Raw genomic sequence first — 25350 nt, 5'->3', positions numbered from 1 at the left:
ACCAACGCGCCCTGAAACCGCCCCTCAGGGCGTCAGCAAAGCCGAAATCGGGGCGATGGCCACGGTCGAGGCCCGGCCTTCGATCGACCATTCCAACAGGCCCGCCACCGTTTCGGGGCGCAACTCGCCGATCACCACCACTTTGCCTTCTTGCGCGGCCTTGAACACCGCGCGATCCAGATACCGCTTCACAGCCGGGCCGCTGGCATTGTCCAGATCAAAGCGGCGGAACACCGTGACAGCGGCAAGCCCCTCTCGCCGGGCCACCTGATCAGCGGCATTCAGGCCCTGATCAAAGGTCACCAGGCCCCGGCCTTGCTCGGCCAGAATCGGCACGATCTGCGCGGCAACAATCCGGTTGTTCTGAAAATCGCTGCCCGTGCCATCAATCACCGCCACAGATTGCGGCAAACGCGAGGCCAACGCCTGAAAGATCTGCTCCAGATCGCCCGGCGTCGCCCCTTCTGGCAGGCCCTCGGCCGACAAGACCACCTCTTGCCCCGCCGCGCGCCAGATCGCGGCTCGATCGGCCGCGCCTTCGGCAAGTGGATCAATCACCACCGTCAACGGCAGATCCATCGCCGCCAATTCGGCCCGATTCACATCGGCCCCGGTGTCTTGCAGCAAGATCGCGAACAGCGGCTTCTGGTCGGGGTTGTCAAAGGCACGGGCATAGCGTTGCAAGGGCGGCAGGCTTTCATCCTGCGCCGGATCATAGGCCGGATCGGCCTCGGCCACCGGTTCGGGCTGGGTCTGGGGCGCATCCCCGATGCGCGGCAGACGGCCGGTGATCACCCCTTCGGCGGTATCAGACAGGCCGGGGGCGGGCGGCACGCGGCTTTCTGTGGGCGCAACGGGCGTGGTCGGGGTTGGGCTTGTCGCGGCGGGGCTTGCCTCGGCCGAGGGTTGCAGCAAGGCTTCTTCGACCGGGGTCAGCGGAGGCGGAGGCGGAGGCGGAGGCGGCAGTTCAGCCATCGCCGGGGCCGATTCTGCGGCTGGCCCGCTGGGCGGGGCCGGAGGAGACGCCTGCGGCACATCGCTGACCAATGCCGGCACGCCACCCGCATCCGCATCGGGCTGGACGCTGTCGGCCAGTTCGGTTTCGGGCGCCAAACTGGGCGGCGGAACCGGGGCCTCTTGCGCAGGCATGGGCGGCACAGCCGCGGCATCCGCCCCGGCAGGCTCGGCCATCGTCGCCGCGGCCGGGGTTTCAGGCGCCACGGCTTCGGCCACCTGCGGTTCGGGTGCAACGGCTTGAGGCGGCTCTACCGCCTGTGCGGCGGGGGCCGCATCGTCCACCTGCGGCGGATCAAGGCTGGCCACCGGGTCGGGCACATCCGTGGGTTCACCTGCGGGTGCGGGGTTTGGCGCAGGCGGCGCGGCAGGCTCTGCCCCGCTGTCGGGTGCGGTCGGCAGGTTTGCAACCTCGGCAGTCGGCTGATCGTCTTGCCCCAAAGGCGATGGCGGCAACACCTGCGACACCACAACCAATCCACCCACGGCAACGACACTGCCCCAAAGGATACCCCTGATAAACCCAGCCAACGACAACCCCCTTCTCGCAGACAGTCATTGCCTTTCGGCCTTGACGCCCCTTTTCCGGTCTGACCATGTATAACGCGGCCCGACAAGGGCTTCATCCCCTATAAGGCGGGTCCAAGCAAGATGCTGCTTCTGATCGACAACTACGACAGCTTTACCTACAACCTTGTTCATTACTTTGGCGAACTGGGCGCGGATGTCGTCGTGCGCCGGAATGATGCGCTGAATGTGCAGGATGTGCTGGCCATGAAGCCACAGGCCATCATCCTGTCGCCAGGCCCCTGTGATCCGGCCCAGGCCGGTATCTGCCTGCCGCTGACCACCGCCGCCTATGAGGCCAAGATCCCCCTGATGGGGGTGTGCCTTGGCCACCAGACCATTGGCGAGGCGTTCGGCGGCAAGGTCATTCGCTGCCACGAGATCGTTCACGGCAAGATGGGCACGATGCATCATTCGGGCAAAGGCATGTTCCGCGGCCTGCCCTCGCCCTTCCTTGCCACCCGCTACCATTCGCTGATCGTCGAGCGCGCGACCCTGCCCGATTGCCTTGAGGTCACGGCCTGGCTGGAAGATGGCACCATCATGGGCCTGCGGCACAAATCCGCCCTGATCGAGGGCGTGCAGTTCCACCCCGAAAGCATCGCCAGCGAACATGGCCACCAGTTGCTGCGCAATTTTCTAGAAGAAGCCGAGGTAAAGGTCACCGCATGAGCGATATTCTAAAGCCCCTGATCGGGATCGCAGCCACCCGCCCCCTGACCCGCGCCGAGGCCGATACCGCCTTTGCCGCGCTGTTCGAAGGCCAAGGCACGCCCGCGCAGATGGGGGGCTTTCTGATGGCGCTGCGCACTCGCGGCGAAACCGTCGATGAATATGCCGCAGCCGCCAGCGCCATGCGCGCCAAATGCAACCCCGTGCGCGCGCCCGAAGGCGCGATGGACATCGTCGGCACCGGGGGCGATGGCAAGGGCACGCTGAACATCTCGACCGCGACCGCCTTTGTTGTCGCCGGCGCGGGGGTGGTCGTGGCCAAACATGGCAACCGCAACCTGTCGTCCAAATCGGGGGCTGCCGATGCGCTGACCGAAATGGGCCTGAACGTCATGGTTGGCCCCGACGTGGTGGAAAAATGCCTGGCCGAGGCCGGGATCGGCTTTATGATGGCCCCGATGCACCACCCGGCCACCCGCCATGTCATGCCGGTGCGGCAGGAACTGGGCACCCGCACCATTTTCAACATCCTTGGCCCGCTGACCAACCCCGCCGGGGTGCGCCGCCAGCTGACCGGCGCCTTCAGTGACGCGCTGATCCGCCCCATGGCCGAAACCCTGCTGGCCCTTGGCACCATCAAGGCCTGGCTTGTCCATGGCGGCGACGGCACCGATGAGATTTCGATCGCCGCCCCCACCAAGGTGGCCGCAGTCGAACACGGGGCCGTGCGTGAATTCACCCTGCATCCCGAAGATGCGGGGCTGCCCTACCATCCGTTCGAAAAGATCATGGGCGGCAGCCCGGCCGAAAACGCCCAAGCCTTCCGCGCCCTGCTGGATGGCGAAACCGGGGCCTATCGCGATGCCGTGCTGCTGAATGCAGCCGCCGCACTTGTGGTCGCGGACAAGGCCGCCCATCTGCGCGAAGGCGTAGAGATGGCGCGCGCCAGCATCGATTCCGGGGCTGCCAAGGCCAAGGTCACGGCACTGGCCCGCCTGACCAACGCGTAAGGGGCCATGCAGCGCCCCGAACCGCCCGCCTCATGGGGTGATCTGCCGTTTTTCCATGACACCTGGCCCGCGCTTTGGGCCAGATTGGCCGCCCTGCCCGACTGGCAACCCGCCCCAGACCAGATCTTCCGCGCCCTGCACCTGACGCCGCGCAACCGCGTGCGGGTCGTGATCCTGGGCCAAGACCCCTATCCCACCCGGGGCCGAGCCACCGGGCTGGCCTTTTCCTTTCCACCCGGCACGCCCCCCCGCGATTCCCTGAAAAACATCCTGACCGAAGTCGCCGCCGATACCGGCCAGCCCACATCGTGCGGCGATTTGTCGGGCTGGGCGCGGCAGGGGGTGTTACTCCTCAACACCGTTCTGACCGTGCCCGTGGGCCAGGCGCATGGCCACAAGACCCTTGGCTGGGCGCCCCTGATCCGCCAGATCCTGCACGCCACCGCCCATGATGGCCCCCGGGCATTTCTGCTCTGGGGCGGGCCCGCACAAAAACTTTGCGCGCGCCTTCCGCGTGATGGCCACCTCTTTCTTGAAACCCCGCATCCGTCGCCCCTGTCGGCCTATCGCGGTTTTTTCGGATCTCGCCCGTTCAGCCAGATCAACACATGGCTGCAAACCCACCACCAAAGCCCCATAGACTGGACGACCTGACGCCCTTTCCTTCCCCCCCTGCTCGGGCTAGACCAAAGCCAGCCAAGCCCTTACCTTGGACCAGATATCCCACGGACCGGGCCAATATGCCCACCCCCTTGCCCGGATGTGACACCCCGGCCCACCGCCGCAGCCAGGAACAGCCCATGCCGACCATTCTCGACCGCATCAAAACCTACAAACTCGAAGAGGTCGCCACCCGCAAGGCCGCCCGCTCGCTGGCGGATGTGGAAGATGCCGCCCGCGCCGCCCCTGCCCCGCGTGGCTTTGCCAAGGCGCTGTCCGCCGCGGCCGCCTCGGGCTATGGCCTGATTGCCGAAATCAAGAAAGCCAGCCCCTCCAAGGGCCTGATCCGGCCCGATTTCGATCCGCCGGCGCTTGCCCGCGCCTATGAAGACGGTGGCGCCACCTGCCTGTCGGTCCTGACCGACACGCCCAGTTTTCAAGGGGCCGATGAATTTCTGACCCAGGCGCATGACGCCACCAAACTGCCCTGCCTGCGCAAGGATTTTCTTTACGATCCCTATCAGGTGGCCGAGGCGCGGGCGCTGTCTGCCGATTGCATCCTGATCATCATGGCCTCGCTGTCCGACACGCAGGCCGCCGAACTGGAAGCCGCGGCCTTTGGCTGGGACATGGATGTGCTGATCGAGGTCCATGACCGCGAAGAACTGGACCGCGCAACCCGGCTGAAATCGCCGCTGATCGGCATCAACAACCGCAATCTGCACAACTTCAACGTCACCCTCGACACCACCCGCGATCTGGCCCGCCGCGTGCCCGAAGACCGACTGATCATCTCGGAATCGGGGCTGTTCACCCCCGATGATCTGGCCGATATGGCCCAATACGGGGCGCGTTGCTTCCTGATCGGCGAAAGCCTGATGCGGCAAGATGACGTCGCCGCCGCCACCCGCGCCTTGCTGTCGCGGCCACTGACCGCACAGGGCGGCATCTGACAAAAGGGCAAAGCATGACCGGACTGACGCATTTCGACGGCCAGGGCCATGCCCATATGGTCGATGTTTCCGAAAAGCCCGTCACCGCCCGCGTAGCGGTCGCCCGTGGCAGTGTGGTGATGTCCGCAGCCACGCTGGCGCTGATCACCTCGGGCCAGGCGAAAAAGGGCGATGTTCTGGGCATTGCCCGTCTGGCGGGCATCATGGGCGCCAAGAAAACCGCCGATCTGATCCCGCTGTGCCACCCCCTGCCGATCACCAAGGTCGCGCTTGACCTGACGCCCGACCCAAGCCTGCCCGGCATTGTGGTGCAGGCCACCGTCAAGACCGGCGGCCAGACCGGTGTCGAGATGGAGGCGCTGACGGCTGTTTCCGTGGCGTGCCTGACCATCTATGACATGGTCAAGGCTGTCGAAAAATCGATGCGGATCGAGGGCATCCGCCTTGTGCTGAAAGAGGGCGGCAAATCCGGCCGGTTTGAGGCCCCCGAGGCCCCCACGCCATGATCTCGGTTGATGAGGCCCTGACCCATTGCCTTGCGCTGGTGGAAAGCCTGCCAGTCGAACCGATACCCTTGGGCCAATGCGCAGGCCGGTTCATGCCCGCCCCGGCAGTGGCCAGCCGCGCGCAGCCGCCCTTCGATGCCTCGGCCATGGATGGCTATGCCGTGAGTGGCACCCCTGCGGCGGGCGACAGCTTTCTTGTGGTCGGCGAGGCGGGGGCGGGCCATCAATGGGCAGGCCAGTTGCAGCCCGGTCAGGCCCTGCGCATCTTTACCGGCGCACCCCTGCCCACGGGCGCCACGCGCGTGATCATTCAGGAAGATGTCATCCGCACGGGCGATCAGATCACCATCAAGCCCGCAGCCGATGACAGCACTCATATCCGCCCCGCAGGCCAGGATTTCGCCGCGGGCTATGCCCTTGGCCCCCGCCGTCTGCGCCCCGCCGATCTGGCCCTGCTGGCCGCGATGAACCACCCCACCGTGCCCGTGACCCGCCGCCCCGTGGTGGCGCTGATTGCGACGGGCGACGAGTTGGTGATGCCCGGCGAAAGCCCCGGCCCCGACCAGATCATTGCCTCCAACTCTTTCGCCCTGAAATCAATGTGTGAGGCCGAAGGGGCCGAGCTGCGTCTGCTTCCCATCGCGCGTGACACCGAGGCGTCTTTGCGCACCGTGTTTGCGCTGGCCGCTGGCGCAGATCTGATCATCACCACGGGCGGGGCCTCGGTCGGTGACCATGATCTGGTGGCAAAGGTGGCCCAAGGCCTTGGTCTTGATCGCAAATTCTGGAAAATCGCGATGCGCCCCGGCAAGCCGCTGATGGCGGGCCGCATGGGGGGGGCTGCGCTGCTGGGCCTGCCCGGCAACCCGGTCTCGTCCATCGTCTGCGCCCATCTTTTCGTGCTGCCCATGATCCGCAAGATGCTGGGCCTGCCCGCTCAGGCCCTGGCCGCCCAACCCCGCCGCGCCGTTCTGGCCGCGCCGGTTGGGGCCAATGGTCCCCGCACCCACTATATGCGCGCGCGCCTGCACCCTGGCCCAGGCCTGCCGGGCATCACGGCCGATGACCGCCAGGACAGCTCGCTGCTGACCGTGCTGGCCGCAGCCGACGCCCTTTTGATCCGCCCGATCCATGATCCCGCCCGCCCCGCAGGAACCGAAGTGGCCTATTTGCCAATCTAGGGAATGATTCGTTTTTGCCTTGACACAAAACAGGAACACGGGCAGAACATTATATCAACACGATGGACATGGGGGCCGGAATGCTGACGCGCAAACAGTTGGAACTGCTGGATTTCATCAAGCAACGGATGGATCGTGACGGTGTCCCCCCCTCTTTCGACGAAATGAAAGATGCGCTCGACCTGCGGTCGAAATCCGGCATCCACCGCCTGATCACCGCGCTGGAGGAGCGGGGCTTTATCCGCCGCCTTGCCCACCGCGCCCGGGCCCTGGAAATCATCAAACTGCCAGATGCGATGGAAAAGCCCGGTTATACGTCGGGCGGCTTTACCCCCAAGGTGATTGCGGGCGACAAACCCGCCACGCCCCCAGGCCCGCCCCGTGGCGCCATGGTGGTTGAGGCGGTGCATGCCATGGAACTGCCCGTCATGGGCCGGATCGCCGCCGGTGTCCCGATCGAGGCAATTTCCGAGGTCAGCCACCATGTCGCCGTGCCGGGGTCGATGCTGTCGGGCCGGGGCAATCACTACGCGCTTGAGGTCAAGGGCGACTCGATGATCGAGGCCGGGATCAACGATGGCGACATTGTGGTGATCCGGGAACAGACCACCGCCGACAATGGCGATATTGTCGTGGCCCTGGTGGAAGAAAGCGAAGCCACGCTGAAACGCTTTCGGCGCAAAGGCAGCATGATCGCGCTGGAGGCGGCCAACCCAGCCTATGAAACCCGCGTCTTCCCCGACCATCTGGTCAAGGTGCAAGGCCGCCTTGTCGGGTTGATCCGCAGTTACTGACGGGCCGCCAGATCCATCACCGCGGCAATCTGCGGCAGCGCCTTGTGCTGTTGGGGCGCTGACCAGCGCCTGGCCTCATCTTTGGTGGCCTTTATCGTAATGCCACCCTTGCGCAGATACAGCGCCAAGGCCCCGGTGTCTTGCAAACGGGTTTTGTCCAGCAGCAAACACCCATCCGGGCGGGCCGACACTTCGGCAGGGATGACCACCAGATCAACCTGCGCGCAGGCCTCGGCCACCCGATCCACCGCGCCGCGCCCCTTCAGCGCCATCCCTGTCAGCGCACCCACCCGAAACAGGCGTGCCCCCTCCTCTCCGTCCATGCCCGGACGTGCCGCGGCCAGCGCCTGCGCCACCAGATCGCCGTCATTTTCCAGCCAGTTGCGCGCGGCAAAGCCCGCGCCTTTGGGCGCCGACAACACCCGCCCTTCGGGGCCCAACACCCCAACCAGCGCCCCATCGGCCGAAATCAGAACATCCGGGCGCCCGCCCCAGCCCCACAGCACCAAAGCCGCCAGCATCGGGCCAGCGGCAAGTCCGCGCCACCAACCGCGCCACAGGATCAGCCCCGCGCCCGCAAAGGTGATCAGCGTCAGAACGCCCGGAACGGGTGAGGGAATGGCCGTGACCGATCCCTCCCACCCCGCCACCCAATGCGCGATCATCAAGATCCAGGCCGCGCCCTTCTCCATCACCCACAGTGGCAAGGCCGCCAGCCCCAAGGGCGCCAGCAGCGCCGCAACCGCCCCCGCAGGCATCACCACGGCCCCCATCACCGGAACCGTCAGCAGATTGGCAATCAGGCCGTAATCGGCAAACCGGTTGAAATGCGCCGCCGCATAGGGTGCCGTCGCCAAGCCCCCGATCAGACTGGACAAAATCAGCGTAAAGACAGGCCGCACCCAAGCCGGCAATTTCCCGACCAGCACAAACTTATCCATCTCGCGAAAGCCGGCAATCAGCGCAATCGTGGCCGCGAACGACATCTGGAACCCCGGTTCAAGCATCGTCTCGGGCTTCCACAGCAGCAAGATCACGCCGGCAATCGCCACCGACCGCAGCGTCAGGGCCTTGCGGTCCAACAGCACGGCCCCCAACATCACGCTGACCATGATAAAGGCGCGCTCGGTCGCCACATTGGCCCCCGACAGGGCCAGATAAAACGCAGCCACGCCCAGCGAGGCGACCGCCGCCACCTTTTTGCTGTTCACCCGCAGCGCCAGCCACGGGATCAGGGCCACGCCATAGCGGATCAGCGCGAAGACAAAGCCGATCAGAAAGGCCAGGTTCATCCCCGAAATCGCCAGAAGATGCGCCAGCGACGAATCGCGCAAGGCCTGCACGGTCTCTTGCGTGATGCCCGACCGGTCGCCTGTCATGGCCCCTGCGGCAAAGGCCCCGGCCTGACTGGGCATTGCGGCCATCATCGCCCCGGACAGATGGCTGCGCAGCCGGTCAATCGGCCGGGCGCCCGTTTCAGGCGGGGCCCACAGCATCACCGGCGTCGTGCTGTACCCGACGGCCCCCAGACGGGCGAAAAACGCCATGCGGCGAAAGTCAAAGGCCCCCGGTTCAACCGCACCGTCGGGCGCGGCCAGATGGGCGGTGACCATCACCACCTCGCCGGGGCGCGGCACATGGCCCGGCAGCGGGCCACGCAACGACACCCGCACCCTGTCCGGCCTTCGCTCGGGCCTGACGCGGTCAAGCCAGACTTGATCCAGCGTGATGCGGATGGCATCGGTCTGGCTGCGGTCAATCTCAACCACGCGTCCCGTGACCGGGCCATAATACCGAAACTCCAGCATCGGGGCCGCAACCGACCACAGCCGCAGCCCGCAGGCCAACCACGCCAGCGCCAGACACAAAGCCGCAGCGGCCAAAGGATGCGCCAGTTCCGGCCCGCGCAACAGAACCAGCACCGCCAGCAGACAGATCCCCCCCGCGACCGCATAGCTGATCGCCCCAGGCTCTTGCGCCAAGGAGAACCAGACCGCCACGGCACAGCCCATGGTCAGCGGCACCCAGGGAAACAGCGCATTGCGCCCCGCTGCAAGGGAGTGCAACGGGCGCATCATCACCGCAACCATCGGGGTCAACTGGACCGCCACCTTGTTTCCCGTGCTTCCAAGCCCTAGAACCGCCCCAAGCATCCGCTGCACTGGTTTCCGAAAGGTTAATGTCGCCCATGACTGACATCGTCACCCGCTTCGCTCCCTCGCCCACTGGCTATCTGCATATCGGCGGGGCCCGGACGGCGCTGTTCAACTGGCTGTTTGCACGCGGGCGCGGCGGCAAGTTCCTGCTGCGCATCGAAGATACCGACCGCGAACGCTCGACCCCCGAGGCGACGGCGGCCATTTTGCAGGGCCTGACCTGGCTGGGTCTTGACTGGGATGGCGAGGCCGTCAGCCAGTTTGCCCGCAAAGACCGCCACGCCGAGGTGGCGCATGACATGCTGGCCCGCGGCACGGCCTACAAATGCTTTGCCACACCCGAAGAAATCGCCGCCTTCCGGGCCGAGCAAGAGTCCAAGGGCGCAAGCTATGCGGTGTTCCAAAGCCCGTGGCGCGACGCAGATCCCGCCACCCATCCCGATGCCCCCTATGCCATCCGCATGAAGGCCCCGCGCAGCGGCCAGACCGTGATCGAGGATTCCGTTCAGGGAACGGTAACCTTTGGCAACGATCAACTGGATGACATGATTGTCCTGCGCTCTGATGGCACCCCCACCTATATGCTGGCCGTTGTGGTTGATGACCATGACATGGGCGTGACCCATGTCATTCGCGGTGATGATCACCTGAACAATGCCGCGCGTCAGACCATGGTCTATCAGGCGATGGGCTGGGCCGTTCCCGTCTGGGCGCATATCCCGCTGATCCATGGGCCTGACGGCAAGAAACTGTCGAAACGCCACGGCGCCACGGCGGTGGGCGACTATCAGGCGCAGGGATACCCGGCGGCGGGGATGCGCAACTATCTGACGCGCCTGGGCTGGGCCAGTGGGGATGCCGAATTGTTCACCAGCGATGAGGCCAAGGCGATGTTCAGCCTTGAGGGCATCGGCCGCAGCCCCGCGCGACTCGATTTCAAGAAACTTGAGGCGACCTGCGGCTGGCATATCGCGCGCAGCGACGATGCTGCACTGCTGCATGAACTTGAGGGCTATCTAAAGGCCGCCAGCCGCCCAGCCCTGACGCAGGGGCAGCGCGACCTCCTGTCGCGCAGCCTCTATTGCGTCAAGGACCGGGCCAAGACTTTCCCGGAACTGATTGATAAGGCTCATTTTGCGCTGATTTCACGGCCCGTCGTCGCGGATGAGGCCGCGGCCAAGGCGCTTGATCCGGTATCCCGTGGTATACTGAAAGAATTGACGCCGCGCCTGCAAAGTGCTAGCTGGACGAAGGCTGATTTAGAGTCCATCCTGAATGAAATTGCCGCGGCCCACGGGATCGGATTTGGTAAGCTGGCCGCGCCCCTGCGCACGGCCCTTGCGGGGCGCACGGCAACCCCTAGCGTCTATGACATGATGCTGGTCATCGGTCAGGACGAAACGATTGCGCGGTTGACAGACGCAGCGGCCTGACGGCCCGCGTCCGCCGCATGCTGGCTCTGCCGCTTCCGCCTTTCGCGGGCGCGGCCCACCAACAGGGCCCTGCAGGGGCCAGAGAGAGGGAAGTGAGAGATGGCCGAGACGAAAAAGACTGCAACCCTGACGCTGGATGGCAAGACCTACGACCTGCCCGTCCACTCCCCCACCCTTGGCCCGGATGTGCTTGATATCCGCAAACTTTATGCCGAGGCGGATGTCTTCACCTTTGATCCGGGCTTTACCTCGACGGCCGCCTGCGAAAGCGCCATCACCTATATCGACGGCGATGTGGGCGAATTGCTGCATCGCGGTTATCCGATCGACCAACTGGCCGAGCATTCGCACTTCCTGGAACTGTGCTTCCTGCTGCTGTATGGCGAACTGCCGACCGCCACCCAGATGTCTGATTTCGAAAGCCGTGTGACCCGTCACACCATGGTGCACGAACAGATGCACAACTTCTTCCGCGGCTTCCGCCGCGACAGCCACCCGATGGCAACCATGGTGGGCGTGGTTGGCGCAATGTCGGCCTTCTATCACGACTCGCTGGATATCAACGATCCGTGGCACCGCGAAGTCTCGGCCATCCGCATGATCGCCAAACTGCCGACCATTGCCGCGATGGCCTATAAATATTCCATCGGCCAGCCCTTCGTTTATCCCAAGAATGCGCACAGCTATGCGGGCAACTTCCTGCACATGTGCTTCTCGGTTCCGGCCGAAGAATATGTCGTGAACCCGATCCTGGAAAAAGCCATGGACCGGATCATGATGCTGCATGCCGATCATGAACAGAACGCCTCAACCTCGACCGTGCGTCTGGCGGGCTCGTCGGGGGCCAACCCCTTTGCCTGTATCGCCGCTGGCATTGCCTGCCTCTGGGGCCCGGCCCATGGCGGCGCCAATCAAGCCTGCCTTGAAATGCTGCGCGAAATTGGCACCGTTGACCGTATTCCCGAATACATTGCCCGCGCCAAGGACAAGGACGATCCGTTCCGCCTGATGGGCTTTGGCCACCGCGTGTACAAGAACTTTGATCCGCGCGCCAAGGTGATGAAGGAATCCGCGGATGAGGTGTTGGGCCTTTTGGGCATCGACAACAACCCCACCCTGCAAGTCGCCAAAGAGCTGGAGCGGATCGCTCTGGAAGATGACTATTTCGTCTCGAAAAAGCTCTATCCCAATGTCGATTTCTACTCGGGCATCATTCTGGATGCCATGGGCTTCCCGACCTCGATGTTCACGCCGATCTTCGCGCTGTCGCGCACCGTCGGCTGGATCTCGCAGTGGAAGGAAATGATCGGCGAGAAAAACCAGAAAATCGGTCGCCCGCGTCAGCTTTATGTGGGCGAGGCAAAGCGCGACTATGTCGATGTGCGCCACCGCTAAGCTGCGGGCAGGCCTGTGAAAAACCATGGGGCTGCACCTTCCGGTGCGGCCCCCTTTCACATCGGCAATCAGACCGTGCCCTCCAGTCGGGTCAGCGCGCCATAAAGATCAACCCGCCGATCCCGGAACACGCCCCAACTGCGGCGCAATGCGGCCGTGGCGTCCAGATCGACAGTGGCCACCAGCACCTCTTCCGCCGCCCGCCCCGCCTGGGCCAGCACCAGCCCCTGACAATCAGCAATAAAGCTTGACCCGTAAAAGCTGACCTCAACCCCCTCGGGCGCCACCTCGCGGCCGATGCGGTTTGATGCGACCACCGGCAGGATATTGGCCGCCGCATGGCCACGCATCACCATCTCCCAGTGTTTTTGGCTGTCATATCCGGGGCTTGGCGGCTCTGACCCGATGGCCGTCGGATACAGCAACACCTCGGCCCCCTTCAGCGCCAGAACCCGCGCCGTTTCGGGAAACCACTGATCCCAGCAGATCGCCAAACCAACGGTGCCATAGGCCGTCTCCCACACGCGAAAGCCGGTATCGCCGGGCGAAAAGTAGAACTTTTCCTCATATCCCGGGCCCTGCGGAATGTGGCTTTTGCGGTAATTGCCCAGCACCCGGCCATCGGCATCAATCATCGCGACCGAGTTGAAATGCACTTGCCCCGCCTTTTCAAAATAGGAACAGGGCAGCACCACGCCCAATTCCCGCGCCAGATCGGCAAAGCGCGCGATGATCGGGTTGCCTTCAAACGGCAGGGCATGGGCGAAAAATTCGGGCCGCTGGGTGATGCAGAAATAGGGCGTTGCGAACAATTCCTGCACCAGAACGATCTGCGCGCCTTGGGCGGCCGCCGCGCGGATCACCCGTTCGGCCGAGGCAAGGTTGGCGGGCAAATCCCACGAACAGGCGAATTGCGTGGCGGCAAGTGTGACGGGGCGGGGCATGGCATCTCCTGCGCATCGGGGTGGCTAGACAGAACCCCGAACCCGCACGCGGCGCAAGGCCGAAGCCAGGGGCGCCAGGCGGCTCTGGCGTTCTTGCACCGAAGGATGCAGCTTTTCGCTGCGATCACGCCCGACACGGCGATGCCGGCGCAACAGGAACAACCGCCCCCAGGACCGCCATGTGCCCACCATCGGCGCGGTTGCATCGCACGGAAAGCGCCCCCGCCAGCCCACCGGCAGCGCCAGCCCGCAGGCCTCGGCCCGTTCCAGCATCCACACCAAGGGCACATTGGCCAGCGGCCGGGCGGCGGCGAACCCACCGATATGGCCGCCCACATCCGCATGGGCCCCCCGGAACCACACCTGTTCGACATTGCCCTCCCATCCCTCGGGGCAATCCCACAGCACGGGTTCAAACATCACCCGCGTTTCGTCATAGGCCAGCGCGTGAAAGCCATGCCGGATCGCGCGCCCCAGATGGTGATTGTGAAAGGCATGCGATTTCTCGGTCAGCATCCACAGCCCCGGCACCCGCCAGCCCAGCGCCTTGACCGTATCCCAAACGCCCACCATCTCGATCTCGACGTTCAGATGGCAGCGACGATAGGAAAAGGCCCGCGCGCCATGGCTGTCGCCGCCTTGCTGATAATGCCGATAGGCCTGTGTGATATTCCGTTCTGTCGCCTGATCGGCGCGCAGCAGGCCCAGCCGATCAATCACCCCGGCCAAAGACCGCACCGCATAGGCCCCCCGCGAATAGCCCAGCAGAAAGATCCGGTCGCCGGGGCGATAGCGGCTGGCCAGCCAGCCATAGGCGCGGCGGATCTGGCGGTTGATCCCGCGCCCCACCGCCACATCCGTCCAGTTGCGCCACCCTTCCCATTGCAGGCCCGGTTCATAATAGACGCGCCGCCCCGGCCCCGGCCCCTCTCCTGACAGCAGCCGAAAGGTCAGGCCGGCATTGGTTTCCTGCCCCGGCTCCAGGCTGGACATCGTGCCATCCAGAATCACAACCAAATCAACTGGCCCCCGGCGCACCGCGTCGGGGGCCGAGCCTTCGGTGGCCACCACCGGATGGCGGCGGAACCACCGGCCTATGCGGTCAATCAGTGCCGTTTTGGGCCTCCTGCAACCATTGCCACACCCGCGCGGGGGTGAAGGGCATGTCCACCTTTTTCACCCCCGCAGGGGCCAAGGCATCGCGCACAGCATTCGAGACCGCGCCCAACGCACCCACGGTGCCTGCTTCACCACAGCCTTTCATTCCAAGGGGGTTCATGACCGAAGGCACCGGTTCAAAGGAAATGTCGATCTGACACAGATCATCGGCGCGTGGCATCGCATAGTCCATGAAACTCGCCGTGAGCAGCTGCCCGTTGGCATCATGCACTGCCACTTCGGTCACCGCCTGACCAAAGCCCTGCATCACCCCGCCATGCACCTGACCGATGGCCAGTTCCGGCGCAATCAGCGTGCCGAAATCATCCACAACCGTATAGCGTTCCAGCGTCAGCGCCCCGGTTTCGGGGTCAATCTCCACCTCGGCCACATGGGCGCCGTTCGGAAAACTCCGCCCGTCCAGGGTGATCCTGCGGCTTGTGTCCAGCAACTCTGCCTTCCCCTTGTTCCGCGCCAAATCGGCCGCCTCGGCCAATGTCAGACGATGATTGGTGCCTGCCGCGCCAAAGGCAAGGCCATCGAACGTCACATCATCGATACCCCAGTCTTCTGACAGAAATTGGGCAAATCCCGCCAACATCGCATCCATCGTGGCCGTCATCGCCGTGCCCTGCACCGTCACCGACCGAGAGCCGCCGGTGCCACCGCCACTGGGAATGGCATCGGAATCGCCCTGCACGATCCGCACCTGCGCCTCCTCCAGCCCCGTGCGCGCCGCCACCATCCGGGCATAGACCGTTTCATGGCCCTGCCCGTTCGACTGTGTGCCCACATACAGCGTGGCCCCGCCACCTGGCTCCAGCACCAGCCGCGCGGTTTCGCTTTGATCGCCCAGAATGCATTCGATATAGGCCGCCAGCCCAAGGCCCCGCAGCCGCCCCCGCGCGGCACTGTCGGCCCGCCGCGCAGCAAAGCCCGCCACATCGGCCCGCGCCCGCGCCGCCGCCAGCACCCTTGGGAAATCGCCGACGTCAATCACCTCGCCCACCACGGTGCGATAGGGAAACTGCCGGATGGCATTGCGCTCACGCAGCACAAAGGGGTCAACGCCCAGCACCCGCGCGGCCTCATCCATCGCGCGCTCGATCGTCAAGATCGCCTCGGGCCGCCCGGCCCCGCGATAGGCATCGACGGGCGCCGTGTTGGTATAAACCCCCACAGCCCGCAAATGCGCCGCCTGAATATCGTAAATGCCCGTCAACACCTTGGAAAACAACTCTGACTGGATGGGTTGCCCGAATTGCGAGTTATAGGCCCCAAGATTGGAGACAAGATTAACGCGATACCCCGTGATCCGGTGATCGGCGTCAAAGGCCAGTTCGGCCCGCGCCACCAGATCGCGCCCGGCATTGTCGCTCAGCATCGATTCCGTGCGCTCGGCCATCCAGCGCACCGGGCGGCCCAAGGCCCGCGCCGCGGCCGCCACCACGATATATTCGGGATAGGTCATCGCCTTCATCCCGAACCCGCCCCCGACATCGGGGTTGGTCACCCGCACCGCCTCACGCGGCAGGCCCAGCATCCGCGCCGTTTCATTGCGCTGGTTCCACACGCCCTGCCCGTTCACGCACAGATGCAGGCGCGCGCCATCCCATTCGGCGAAACAGCCGCGCGGCTCCATCGGGTTCACGATGATCCGGTTATGCGCCACCTCCAGGGCCACCCGATGCGCTGCCGCGCCAAAGGCGGCCTCGGTGGCGGCGGCATCGCCGATCTGCCAGTCATAGGCCAGATTGCCCGGCGCCTCGGGGTGAATCGCCGCACCAGCCGGGGCCGGATCCGGGGCCAGATTCAGCGCCACCGGGGTTTCGTCGATATCCAGCCAGATCGCCTCGGCGCCATCCTTGGCCGCCGCCAGCGTTTCGGCCACCACCACCGCCACCGCCTCGCCCACATGGCGCACGGCCCCGCGCGCCAGAACCGGGCGCTCGGGCCCCGCACCCAAAGTGCCATCGCGCAACTTCAGCCGCGCGCCTTTCATCCCCAGCGTCACACCCAGCGCCTCCAGCGCCTCGGCATCCAGCACCAGACGCACCCCCGGCACAGCCCGCGCCGCATCCAGATCCAGCGCCACAATCCGGCCATGCGCCATGGTCGAACGCAGAAAAACCGCATGCAGCGCCCCGGCCGGGGCAATGTCATCCACATAGCGGCCCGTGCCGGTCAGAAACCGGGCATCCTCACGCCGCCCCGCAGGCTGCGCCCGCCCGAATTTCGCGCCATCTGCCATTGGTATCTCCTTGCCCTGCTGCCCAAAAAGCTACGCCCCCGGCGGGCGAAGTCCAGCCGGGGGCGCAAAACACAGCAGATTTTTCGGTCAGTCGGGCAGCGTCAGACCCGCTGGCTGAGAACCGTGGCAATCGACACATCGCCAAAACCGTTAAAGCGCGAGTTGGTGACCACCGAATAGGCCCCCATGCCATGCACGATCACATAATCGCCCTCGGCCAGATCGCTGGGCATCGGGATCTCGCCCGGCAGCCGATCCACCGAATCGCAGGTGGGGCCAAAAACCACGCGCGGCACCAAATCGCCCCGGCGCGGCTCTCCCTCGGGCGACACAACCTCCATCCGGTCGATCACCCCGATCAGGGGCAATTCCGTCATCGTGCCATAAACACCGTCATTCAGGAACACATGCTCGCCATCGCGCAGCGCTTTGACCTGCGCGGCCAGCGTAAAGGCATCGCCACACATGGCCCGTCCCGGTTCACAAATCAGCAGCGGCCGGTTGTCGCCAAAGGCCTCGCCCGCCACGCGGTCAATCAATTGAAACGTCTGTTCCAGTTGCGGCACCACGCCCGTCAGACGATGGCTGGGGAACCCGCCCCCCACATTCAGCCGCGCAATCGAAACGCCCGCGCGCGTTGCAATCTCGGCAGCCGCACGAATATAGGCCTCCCATGCGGCGGGGTCGGTGCATTGCGTGCCGGGGTGAAAGGTGATCGAGGGGATGAAGCCGGCCGCAGCCACCGATTTCAACAGCTCGGTCGCCAGCTCGGACGTGGCCCCGAATTTCGCCCCAAAGTTATAGGCCGCCCCGGCCACCGGCAGCTTGAAGCGCACCGAAATCTCGGTGCCCTCAGACGGCACCATCTCGATCAGCTTGGCCAGTTCAGACGCCGAATCAACGCTGTAGCTGGTCACCCCTTGCGCAACCGCATAGGCGATTTCCTGGCGCGACCGCACCGGGTTGTTGTAGTGAATGGCCGCATCCGGGGCCAGGCGGCGGATCAGATCAATCTCGAAACCGCTGGCGCAATCATAGCCCCGCACCCCGGCCGCCGACAGATTTTCAATCACCGCCTCGGTCGGGTTCGACTTGACCGCATAGGTCACCATGCCGGGAAAGCCATCGATGAACCGACGCGCCGCCGCCTGCACCGCCGTGGGCGCAAAGAACAACACCGGATTTTCCGGGTGCTGCACGCGCAGATATTCGCTCGGATTGCTCCAGATCGTTTTTGAAAGTCCCATCGGCGTTTCCTTTTCTGCCAACAAGACGCTTCACCCGTAACCGTTGCCATCAACGGGGTCGGGCACCAGCGTGGTTTCATCAAACCAGGCCAGGTGCGTATGAACCGCCCTTTTCCTGCAACGTAGGATGGGGCATATGATCCACAAATTCACCGAATAAAACTATCTAAATGCAGCGCAACATCGTTATATCGACGAAAAGATCGGTCAAAGTGCATGGATGAACTCGACAGAAACATAATTGCCCTGCTGCGGGCCGATGCGCGGCTGTCGCTGGCCATGCTGGCACGGCGGCTTAAGGTCGCGCGGTCAACCGTGCAGGCCCGGCTTGAACGGCTTGAGGTGAATGGCACCATCACCGGCTATACCCTGAAGCTGGGCGAAGGCGCCGATCCCAACCGGCTGCGCGCCACCGTTTTGCTGACGATCGAGCCGCGCACCCAGGCCGCCATCGTCCAGCGCCTGAAAGCCATCGCCGAGGTAGAGCGCGTCTTCACCACCTCGGGCCGGGTCGATCTGCTGCTGCAAATCGCCTGCCCCAACACCCAGGTGCTGGATCAGGTGCTGGATCAGATCGGTGCGATGACAGGGGTTCACTCGTCCGAAAGCCTCATTCACCTCTCAACCAAGATCGACCGCGCCCTTTAACCGCCATCTGCCCGCTTTCCCTTGCGCCCGACGCGGGTTAAAACCGCCGCGATCAGAAGGAACATGCCCATGCCGATGGAAAAGAACTTCAACGCCGCCGAGGCCGAGGCCCGCATCTCGAAACAATGGCTCGACACCAAGGCTTTCGCGGCCGGGGCCAATGCCAAACCGGGCCGCCCTGCCTTTTCCGTCATGATCCCGCCGCCCAATGTCACCGGCAGCCTGCATATGGGCCATGCGTTCAACAACACGCTGCAAGACATCCTGACCCGCTGGCACCGGATGCAGGGCGATGACACGCTGTGGCAACCCGGCACCGACCACGCCGGCATCGCCACCCAGATGGTGACCGAGCGTGACATGGCCAAGAACGGCGAACCTTCCCGCCGCGACATGGGGCGCGAGCCGTTTCTGGCCCGCGTCTGGCAACAGAAAATCGCCTCGCGCAGCACCATCATCGGCCAGTTGCAGCGCCTTGGCGCCTCGTGCGACTGGGACCGTGAGGCGTTCACTATGTCCGGCGCCCCCGGCGCGCCCGCGGGCGAAGATGGCAATTTCCACGATGCCGTGATCAAGGTTTTCGTCGATCTCTACAACAAGGGCCTGATCTATCGCGGCAAGCGCCTTGTGAACTGGGATCCCCATTTTGAAACCGCGATTTCCGATCTCGAGGTCGAGAATATCGAGGTTGACGGCCATATGTGGCACTTCAAATACCCGCTCGCCGGCGGGGCCACCTATGACTATGTCGAGAAAGACGCCGACGGCAACATCACCTTCCGCGAAACCCGCGACTATATTTCCATCGCCACCACCCGGCCTGAAACCATGCTGGGCGATGGCGCGGTGGCGGTGCATCCGTCCGACGAACGCTATGCCGCCATCATCGGCACCCTTTGCGAAATTCCGGTGGGGCCCAAGGAACACCGCCGCCTGATCCCGATCATCGCCGACGAATACCCCGATCCGACCTTTGGTTCGGGCGCGGTCAAGATCACCGGCGCGCATGATTTCAACGACTATGGCGTGGCCAAGCGCGCGGGCATCCCCTGCTATCGCCTGATGGACACCCGCGCCCAGATGCGCGCCGATGGGGCCCCCTATGATCAGGCCGCCGCCATCGCGGGGGCCGTGTCACGCGGCGACCAAACCCTGACCGAGGCCGAGGCCGACGCGCTGAACCTTGTCCCCGACCACCTGCGCGGGCTTGATCGGCTAGAGGCCCGCAAGCGCGTAATCGAGGAAATCACCGCCGAAGGTCTGGCCGTGATGACCACGGCCACCGACCCGCGCCTGGGCAAGGCGGCGGTGAAAGCCGATGCCGAAGGCGCCGATGCACTTGTGCCGCTGGTCGAGGCCAAGAAAATCATGCAGCCCTTTGGCGATCGTTCGAAAGTTGTCATTGAACCCATGCTGACGGACCAATGGTTCGTCGATACTGTTCGAATTGTGCAACCCGCCCTTGATGCCGTCCGCAGCGGCAAAACCAGGATCATCCCCGAGTCGGGCGAAAAAACCTATTACCACTGGCTGGAAAACATCGAACCCTGGTGCATCAGCCGCCAGCTTTGGTGGGGCCACCAGATCCCGGTCTGGTATGGCTTTGACCTCTCGGCCCCCGGCTTTGTCGATGACGAAGGGGACGGCGCCCTTGATCTGCCCGAAATGCTGGCCGTTTTGGGCGATGGCGGCCCGGTCAACCGCGATGCGCTGTTCCACTGCGCCGCCGATTTCGCGGGCGTCACGCAGGCCTTCCGCGACACCCTCGCCAGCCTGCCAGCACCTTTGAACCACGCCCGCATCATCGAGGTGGCCGACCGCACAGCAGCCGCGCAAACGCTCGCCGCCGCCCTTGCCGAATATGAAGTGTCGCAAGATGCAACCCAACTGGTCTTCCCGGTCTGGCGCGACCCCGACGTCCTCGACACATGGTTCTCCTCGGGCCTCTGGCCCATCGGCACGCTGGGCTGGCCCGAAGAAACCCCGGAACTGGACAAGTATTTCCCCACCTCGGTGCTGATCACCGGGGCCGACATCCTGTTCTTCTGGGTTGCCCGGATGATGATGATGCAACTGGCCGTGGTGAACGAAATCCCGTTCCACACCGTCTATCTGCATGGCCTTGTCCGTGATGCCAAGGGCAAGAAGATGTCGAAATCCCTGGGCAATGTCATCGACCCGCTCGACATCATCGACGAATACGGCGCCGATGCCCTGCGCTTTACCAATGCCGCCATGGCCAGCCTTGGCGGGGTGCTGAAACTCGACACCGCCCGCATCGCAGGCTATCGCAACTTTGGCACCAAGCTGTGGAATGCCTGCCGCTTTGCCGAAATGAACGGCGTGTGGGAGGGGCACCGCACCCAAGCCATGCCCCCCCAGCCCAGCGCCACGGTCAACCGCTGGATCATCGGCGAAACCACCCGCACGCTGGCCGAGGTGGATGCCGCCCTTGCCGACTACCGCTTTGATACGGCCGCTGACGCGCTTTATAAATTCGTCTGGGGCAAGGTCTGCGACTGGTATGTCGAATTCGCCAAACCGCTGTTCGATGGCGATCAGGCGCAGGAAACTCGGGCCACCATGGCCTGGGTGCTGGATCACTGCATGATCCTGCTGCACCCCTTCATGCCCTTCATCACCGAGGAACTCTGGGCCACCACCGGCACCCGCGATGGCATGATCGTCCATGCCAACTGGCCCAGCCTGCCCGAAACCCTGATCGACGCCCCCGCCATGGCGGAAATGACATGGGTCACCGGCCTGATCGAGTCGATCCGCTCGGCCCGCGCGCAGGTGCATGTGCCGGTCGGCCTGAAACTCGATATCGTGGCCACCCAGATGGATGACGCCGCCCAAGGCGCTTGGTCCCGGAATGAATCGCTGATCAAACGCCTTGCCCGGATCGACTCGCTCACGCGCGCCGATCAGGCCCCCAAGGGCGCGATCACCGTTCCGGCCGAAGGCGCCAGCTTTGCCATCCCGCTGGAAGGCGTGATCGACATCGCCGAAGAAAAGGCCCGCCTGCAAAAAACCCTCGACAAACTGGGCAAGGAAATCGGCGGGCTCAAGGGCCGGTTGACCAACCCCAACTTCGCGGCCTCTGCGCCCGAAGATGTGGTCGAGGAAGCCCGCAGCAACCTTGCCGCGCGCCAAGAGGAAGCCGCCCAGTTGCAAGCCGCCCTCGATCGTCTTGCAGAAATCGGCTGATCTTCATCTGTTCGAAAATATCCTCGGGGGGGGGGATTTTGGCTCTGCCAAAATCTGGGGGGGGCAGACAGCCCCCCTGCCCCGCGCGCGGCAATGCCCCACGGCTGTGGTCACAGATGCACCACGGATGCACTACGGATGCACCACGACAAAACCACGCCCCTCGGGGCTTGCCCCGCCCCGGCTTTCCCGCCACTCTGCCCCGATCATGAGCCGCTTTCTCACCCCCCACACCGCCTCTCTGCCCGCAAGCGTTCCCTTCGTCGGGCCCGAAACGCAAGAACGCCTGCAAGGCTTCCCCTTCCGCGCCCGCCTTGGCGCGAACGAGTCGCTTTTTGGCCCCTCGCCCAAGGCCATCGCCGCGATGAAGGCGGCGGCGACCGAGGTCTGGAAATATGCAGATCCCGAAAATCATGATCTGAAACAAGCCCTTGCCGCACATCATGGCATCAGCCCCGACCATATTGCCATCGGCGGGGGCATTGATGGGCTGCTGGGGTTGATCTGCCGTCTGGTGCTGGAACCGGGCACCCCGGTGGTGACGTCGCTGGGGGCCTATCCCACCTTCAACTTTCACGTCACGGGCTTTGGCGGCACTCTGATCCGCGTGCCTTATCGTGGCGATCACGAAGACCCGCAGGCCCTGCGGGATACCGCCGCCAAGTCTTTGGCAAAGCTTATCTATTTCGCCAATCCTGACAATCCGATGGGCAGTGTTCACCCGGCGCAGGTGGTGCAAGATCTGGTCGCCACCCTGCCCGACCACAGCCTTCTGGTGCTGGATGAGGCCTATGCCGACCTCGCCCCCCAAGACACGATCCCGCAGATCGACCCGAACAACCCGCAAGTCATCCGGCTGCGGACCTTTTCCAAGGGCCATGGCATGGCTGGTGCAAGGGTTGGCTATGCGATCACCCACCCCGATCTGGCCCGCGCCTTCGACAAGGTTCGCAACCATTTCGGCATGGGCCGCCTGTCGCAAATCGGCGCCTTGGCCGCTTTGCACGACAGCGATTGGCTGCCGCAAATCCGGGGGCGCATCCAGCATGCACGCCGCCGCGTGGCCGCCATCGCCCGCGAAAATGGCCTGCAACCGCTGGAGTCTGCGACAAATTTCGTGACCGTCGATTGCGGTCGCGATGGTGATTATGCCCGTGCCGTTTTGCGCGAAACGCTGGCCCGCGGCGTGTTCATCCGCATGCCGGGGGTGGCGCCGCTTGACCGCTGCATCCGCATCAGCCTGGGCGACGATGCCGCCCTTGATATCTTGGCCGAGGTCTTGCCACAGGCGATCAAGGCGGCGGGCTGATCACTCGGCTGCGCCGATCTTGGGGGCTGTGCCTTCGGCGGGAATGGCCGCACCGATGCTGCGGGCCGGGGCTTCGGCTGCGGCCACAACGCGCAAAGGCGCGGCCGGAGGGGTCGTCGCCGGGGCCGCATCCTCGATCAGCAACGGGCGGCGGAACACCAACATGTTCTGATAGGTGGTTTTGGTGCCCGTCAGCCCGACCCGTTCATCACATGGCAAGGTATCTGCGCGAACATAGTCCCAGCCTTCGGCCCCCAATTCATTCATCATCTGGGTCAGGGCCAAAGCAAAGCGTTCTTCCGTCGTCTTTGCGCCCTTGGCCTTCTCGCCGCGCTTTGGCGCGGGAAGAACTTTGTATTGAAACCGTTGCATGCCCTGTCCTTGCTGGTTTTGGTCACCGCTTGGCGCAAGATATAAGCTTCGGTGCGCAAGACCAAGCCATAGTTGGCTTTTTCGTATCCGCAGGGGCAGGCGTGCCACAACCACCCGATCTGGTGGCGTGGGGCAAAGCCGCCCCCAAAACCTAGAAAGGCGGCCCAGTTTTGCACCCAGACCGCCTTTGCCGTCATCCCCCCATCTGCAAGAAACCGCCGATGGGGCGGGGCGTTAAAGCCCCAGTTTCTGCGCAACCATCTGGTTCACAACCGCCGGATTGGCCTTGCCCCCCGTGGCTTTCAGCACCTGCCCCGTGAACCACCCCGCCAGCTTGGCGTTGACTTTGGCCTTTTCCACCTGCTCGGGGTTGGCCGCGATCAGATCGTCCAGCGCCTTTTCAATGGCCCCGGTGTCGGTCACCGCCTTCATCCCCCGCGCAGCCGCCACCTCTGCCGGATCGCCTCCTTCGGTCCACAGGATCTCGAACAGATCCTTGGCCATCTTGCCGGTGATTTCACCTTTGGACAAAAGATCAATCATTCCGCCCAGTTGCGCGGCAGAAACCGGGGTATCGGCAATCGACTTGCCCTCTTTGTTCAGCCGACCAAAAAGTTCGTTGATGATCCAGTTGGCCACCAGCTTGCCATCGCGGCCCTTGGCGACCTCGTCAAAGAACGTGGCGGCATCCAGTTCCGCCGTCAGCACATTGGCGTCATAGTCTGTCAGGCCGAAATCGGCCATGAAGCGGGCCTTCTTGGCGTCTGGCAGTTCCGGCATCCGCGCGGCGATGTCATCGACCCAAGCCTGCTCGATCTCCAGCGGCAACAGGTCGGGGCATGGGAAGTAGCGGTAATCATAGGCTTCTTCCTTGGATCGCATCGACCGGGTTTCGCCCTTGTCGGGGTCGTAAAGCCGGGTTTCCTGATCAACCTTCCCGCCATCTTCCAGAATCGCAATCTGGCGCCGGGCCTCATAGTCGATGGCGGCCTGAATGAACCGCAGCGAGTTCATGTTCTTGATCTCGCAGCGCGTGCCCAGATGCGAAAAATCCTGCGTTTGCTGATATTTCTCATACTGGCCGGGGCGGCAGACCGACACGTTCACATCGGCCCGCAGATTACCGTTCTGCATGTTGCCATCACAGGTGCCCAGATAGCGCAGAATCTGGCGCAGCTTGGACACATAGGCCGCCGCTTCCTCGGGCCCGCGAATATCGGGGCGGCTGACGATCTCCATCAGCGCCACGCCCGTGCGGTTGAAATCGACGAAAGACATGTTCGGGTCCATGTCATGAATCGATTTGCCGGCATCCTGCTCAAGGTGAATCCGCTCGATCCGCACCAGCCGCGCCACACCGGGGCCCATCTCGACCAGCACTTCGCCTTCGCCCACGATGGGGTGGTAAAGCTGGCTGATCTGATAGCCCTGCGGCAGGTCGGGATAGAAATAGTTCTTGCGGTCAAAGGCCGAGAACAGATTGATCTGCGCCTTGAGGCCAAGGCCCGATTTCACCGCCTGTTCCACGCAATATTCGTTGATCACCGGCAACATGCCCGGCATGGCGCAATCGACGAAAGACACGTTGGAATTCGGCTCGTTGCCGAACTGGGTCGAGGCACCGGAAAACAGCTTGGAATTCGAGCTGACCTGCGCGTGGATTTCCATCCCGATCACAAGTTCCCAATCGTGCTTTGCCCCGGCAATCACCTTGGGCTTTGGGGTGTCATAGGTCAGGTCCAGCATGGGTCATCTCCCTTGGGTCTTCGGTGGTGTTTAGGCGGCAAGACCGCGCAGAGCAAGGGGCGGGGCAAGGGCATCACGCGCGGAATGCCGCCGATCAGACCACGGCAGACTTGCCCAAACGGCC

Annotated in this window: 20 protein-coding genes; 12 read left to right on the top strand and 8 right to left on the bottom strand. The window is 64.1% G+C overall.

The window, feature by feature from the left end; translation table 11 throughout:
* Window positions 1–24: 24 nt before the first annotated feature.
* A complete protein-coding gene (locus tag V3C85_RS08840) occupies window positions 25–1545 on the bottom strand; it encodes a divergent polysaccharide deacetylase family protein (RefSeq protein ID WP_331794726.1) in 1521 nt (506 codons plus the stop codon).
* A 120-nt stretch (window positions 1546–1665) separates the two neighbouring features.
* Here V3C85_RS08840 and V3C85_RS08835 point away from each other — a divergent pair, with 120 nt between their 5' ends.
* From V3C85_RS08835 to lexA, 7 genes are all read left to right on the top strand, one after another.
* The gene (locus tag V3C85_RS08835; RefSeq protein WP_331794725.1) at window positions 1666–2253 is read left to right on the top strand and encodes an anthranilate synthase component II; all 588 of its coding nucleotides are present in this window, start codon (window positions 1666–1668) and stop codon (window positions 2251–2253) included.
* A complete protein-coding gene (gene trpD, locus V3C85_RS08830) occupies window positions 2250–3263 on the top strand; it encodes an anthranilate phosphoribosyltransferase (RefSeq protein ID WP_331794724.1) in 1014 nt (337 codons plus the stop codon). The genes V3C85_RS08835 and trpD overlap by 4 nt, the downstream gene beginning before the upstream one ends.
* A 6-nt stretch (window positions 3264–3269) precedes the next feature.
* Window positions 3270–3917 (top strand): uracil-DNA glycosylase, encoded by a 648-nt coding sequence (locus V3C85_RS08825; RefSeq protein ID WP_331794723.1) that lies wholly within the window; start codon window positions 3270–3272, stop codon window positions 3915–3917.
* A gap of 146 nt (window positions 3918–4063) precedes the next feature.
* Window positions 4064–4876 (top strand): indole-3-glycerol phosphate synthase TrpC, encoded by an 813-nt coding sequence (gene trpC, locus V3C85_RS08820; protein WP_331794722.1) that lies wholly within the window; start codon window positions 4064–4066, stop codon window positions 4874–4876.
* A 14-nt stretch (window positions 4877–4890) separates the two neighbouring features.
* Complete coding sequence (moaC, locus tag V3C85_RS08815; RefSeq protein ID WP_331794721.1) at window positions 4891–5382, top strand: cyclic pyranopterin monophosphate synthase MoaC; 492 nt, start codon at window positions 4891–4893, stop codon at window positions 5380–5382.
* Complete coding sequence (locus V3C85_RS08810; protein WP_331794720.1) at window positions 5379–6563, top strand: molybdopterin molybdotransferase MoeA; 1185 nt, start codon at window positions 5379–5381, stop codon at window positions 6561–6563. Before moaC ends, V3C85_RS08810 begins: the two co-directional genes overlap by 4 nt.
* Window positions 6564–6643: 80 nt before the next feature.
* Window positions 6644–7357 (top strand): transcriptional repressor LexA, encoded by a 714-nt coding sequence (gene lexA, locus V3C85_RS08805; protein WP_331794719.1) that lies wholly within the window; start codon window positions 6644–6646, stop codon window positions 7355–7357.
* On the opposite strand, the gene V3C85_RS08800 is transcribed toward lexA, so the two are convergent.
* Window positions 7351–9468, bottom strand: a complete 2118-nt coding sequence (locus V3C85_RS08800; protein ID WP_331794718.1) for a ComEC/Rec2 family competence protein — start codon at window positions 9466–9468, stop codon at window positions 7351–7353. The two genes, lexA and V3C85_RS08800, sit on opposite strands and share 7 nt — an antisense overlap.
* 77 nt (window positions 9469–9545) lie before the next feature.
* Between V3C85_RS08800 and gltX the strand changes: the two genes are divergently transcribed.
* Both gltX and V3C85_RS08790 read left to right on the top strand, forming a co-directional pair.
* Complete coding sequence (gene gltX / locus V3C85_RS08795) at window positions 9546–10946, top strand: glutamate--tRNA ligase (RefSeq protein WP_445942000.1); 1401 nt, start codon at window positions 9546–9548, stop codon at window positions 10944–10946.
* A gap of 99 nt (window positions 10947–11045) precedes the next feature.
* Window positions 11046–12341, top strand: coding sequence for a citrate synthase (locus tag V3C85_RS08790; protein WP_331794716.1), 1296 nt, complete (start codon window positions 11046–11048; stop codon window positions 12339–12341).
* Window positions 12342–12409: 68 nt separating this feature from the next.
* Here V3C85_RS08790 and aguB read toward each other — a convergent pair whose 3' ends face one another.
* From aguB to V3C85_RS08770, 4 genes are all read right to left on the bottom strand, one after another.
* Window positions 12410–13285, bottom strand: coding sequence for an N-carbamoylputrescine amidase (gene aguB / locus V3C85_RS08785; RefSeq protein WP_331794715.1), 876 nt, complete (start codon window positions 13283–13285; stop codon window positions 12410–12412).
* Between the two features lie 24 nt (window positions 13286–13309).
* A complete protein-coding gene (locus V3C85_RS08780; protein WP_445941999.1) occupies window positions 13310–14356 on the bottom strand; it encodes a DUF2235 domain-containing protein in 1047 nt (348 codons plus the stop codon).
* A 31-nt stretch (window positions 14357–14387) separates the two neighbouring features.
* Window positions 14388–16694: a xanthine dehydrogenase family protein molybdopterin-binding subunit gene (locus V3C85_RS08775; RefSeq protein WP_331794714.1), complete on the bottom strand. Its 2307-nt coding sequence runs from the start codon at window positions 16692–16694 to the stop codon at window positions 14388–14390.
* 101 nt (window positions 16695–16795) lie between these two features.
* The gene (locus V3C85_RS08770; RefSeq protein ID WP_331794713.1) at window positions 16796–17941 is read right to left on the bottom strand and encodes a type III PLP-dependent enzyme; all 1146 of its coding nucleotides are present in this window, start codon (window positions 17939–17941) and stop codon (window positions 16796–16798) included.
* A 216-nt stretch (window positions 17942–18157) separates the two neighbouring features.
* Between V3C85_RS08770 and V3C85_RS08765 the strand changes: the two genes are divergently transcribed.
* The 3 genes from V3C85_RS08765 (at window position 18158) to V3C85_RS08755 (ending at window position 23108) form a co-directional block, all read left to right on the top strand.
* Window positions 18158–18589 (top strand): Lrp/AsnC family transcriptional regulator, encoded by a 432-nt coding sequence (locus V3C85_RS08765; RefSeq protein ID WP_331794712.1) that lies wholly within the window; start codon window positions 18158–18160, stop codon window positions 18587–18589.
* Window positions 18590–18658: 69 nt separating this feature from the next.
* Window positions 18659–21799 (top strand): valine--tRNA ligase, encoded by a 3141-nt coding sequence (locus V3C85_RS08760; RefSeq protein WP_331794711.1) that lies wholly within the window; start codon window positions 18659–18661, stop codon window positions 21797–21799.
* Between the two features lie 208 nt (window positions 21800–22007).
* Window positions 22008–23108: a pyridoxal phosphate-dependent aminotransferase gene (locus V3C85_RS08755; protein WP_331794710.1), complete on the top strand. Its 1101-nt coding sequence runs from the start codon at window positions 22008–22010 to the stop codon at window positions 23106–23108.
* Here the strand turns inward: V3C85_RS08755 and V3C85_RS08750 are convergent, their stop codons facing one another.
* Both V3C85_RS08750 and gatB read right to left on the bottom strand, forming a co-directional pair.
* Window positions 23109–23480, bottom strand: a complete 372-nt coding sequence (locus tag V3C85_RS08750; protein ID WP_331794709.1) for a DUF4177 domain-containing protein — start codon at window positions 23478–23480, stop codon at window positions 23109–23111. It lies immediately after the preceding gene.
* Window positions 23481–23714: 234 nt separating this feature from the next.
* Window positions 23715–25226 carry an Asp-tRNA(Asn)/Glu-tRNA(Gln) amidotransferase subunit GatB gene (gene gatB, locus V3C85_RS08745; RefSeq protein WP_331794708.1) on the bottom strand — a complete coding sequence of 504 codons (1512 nt, stop codon included), beginning with the start codon at window positions 25224–25226 and terminating at the stop codon, window positions 23715–23717.
* Window positions 25227–25350 lie beyond the last annotated feature (124 nt).

Source organism: Pseudotabrizicola sp. L79 (assembly GCF_036553525.1).
Classification (GTDB): domain Bacteria; phylum Pseudomonadota; class Alphaproteobacteria; order Rhodobacterales; family Rhodobacteraceae; genus Pseudotabrizicola.
Note: the sequence above shows the minus strand (reverse complement) of the source record. Positions and strands in the feature narration are given on the sequence as shown.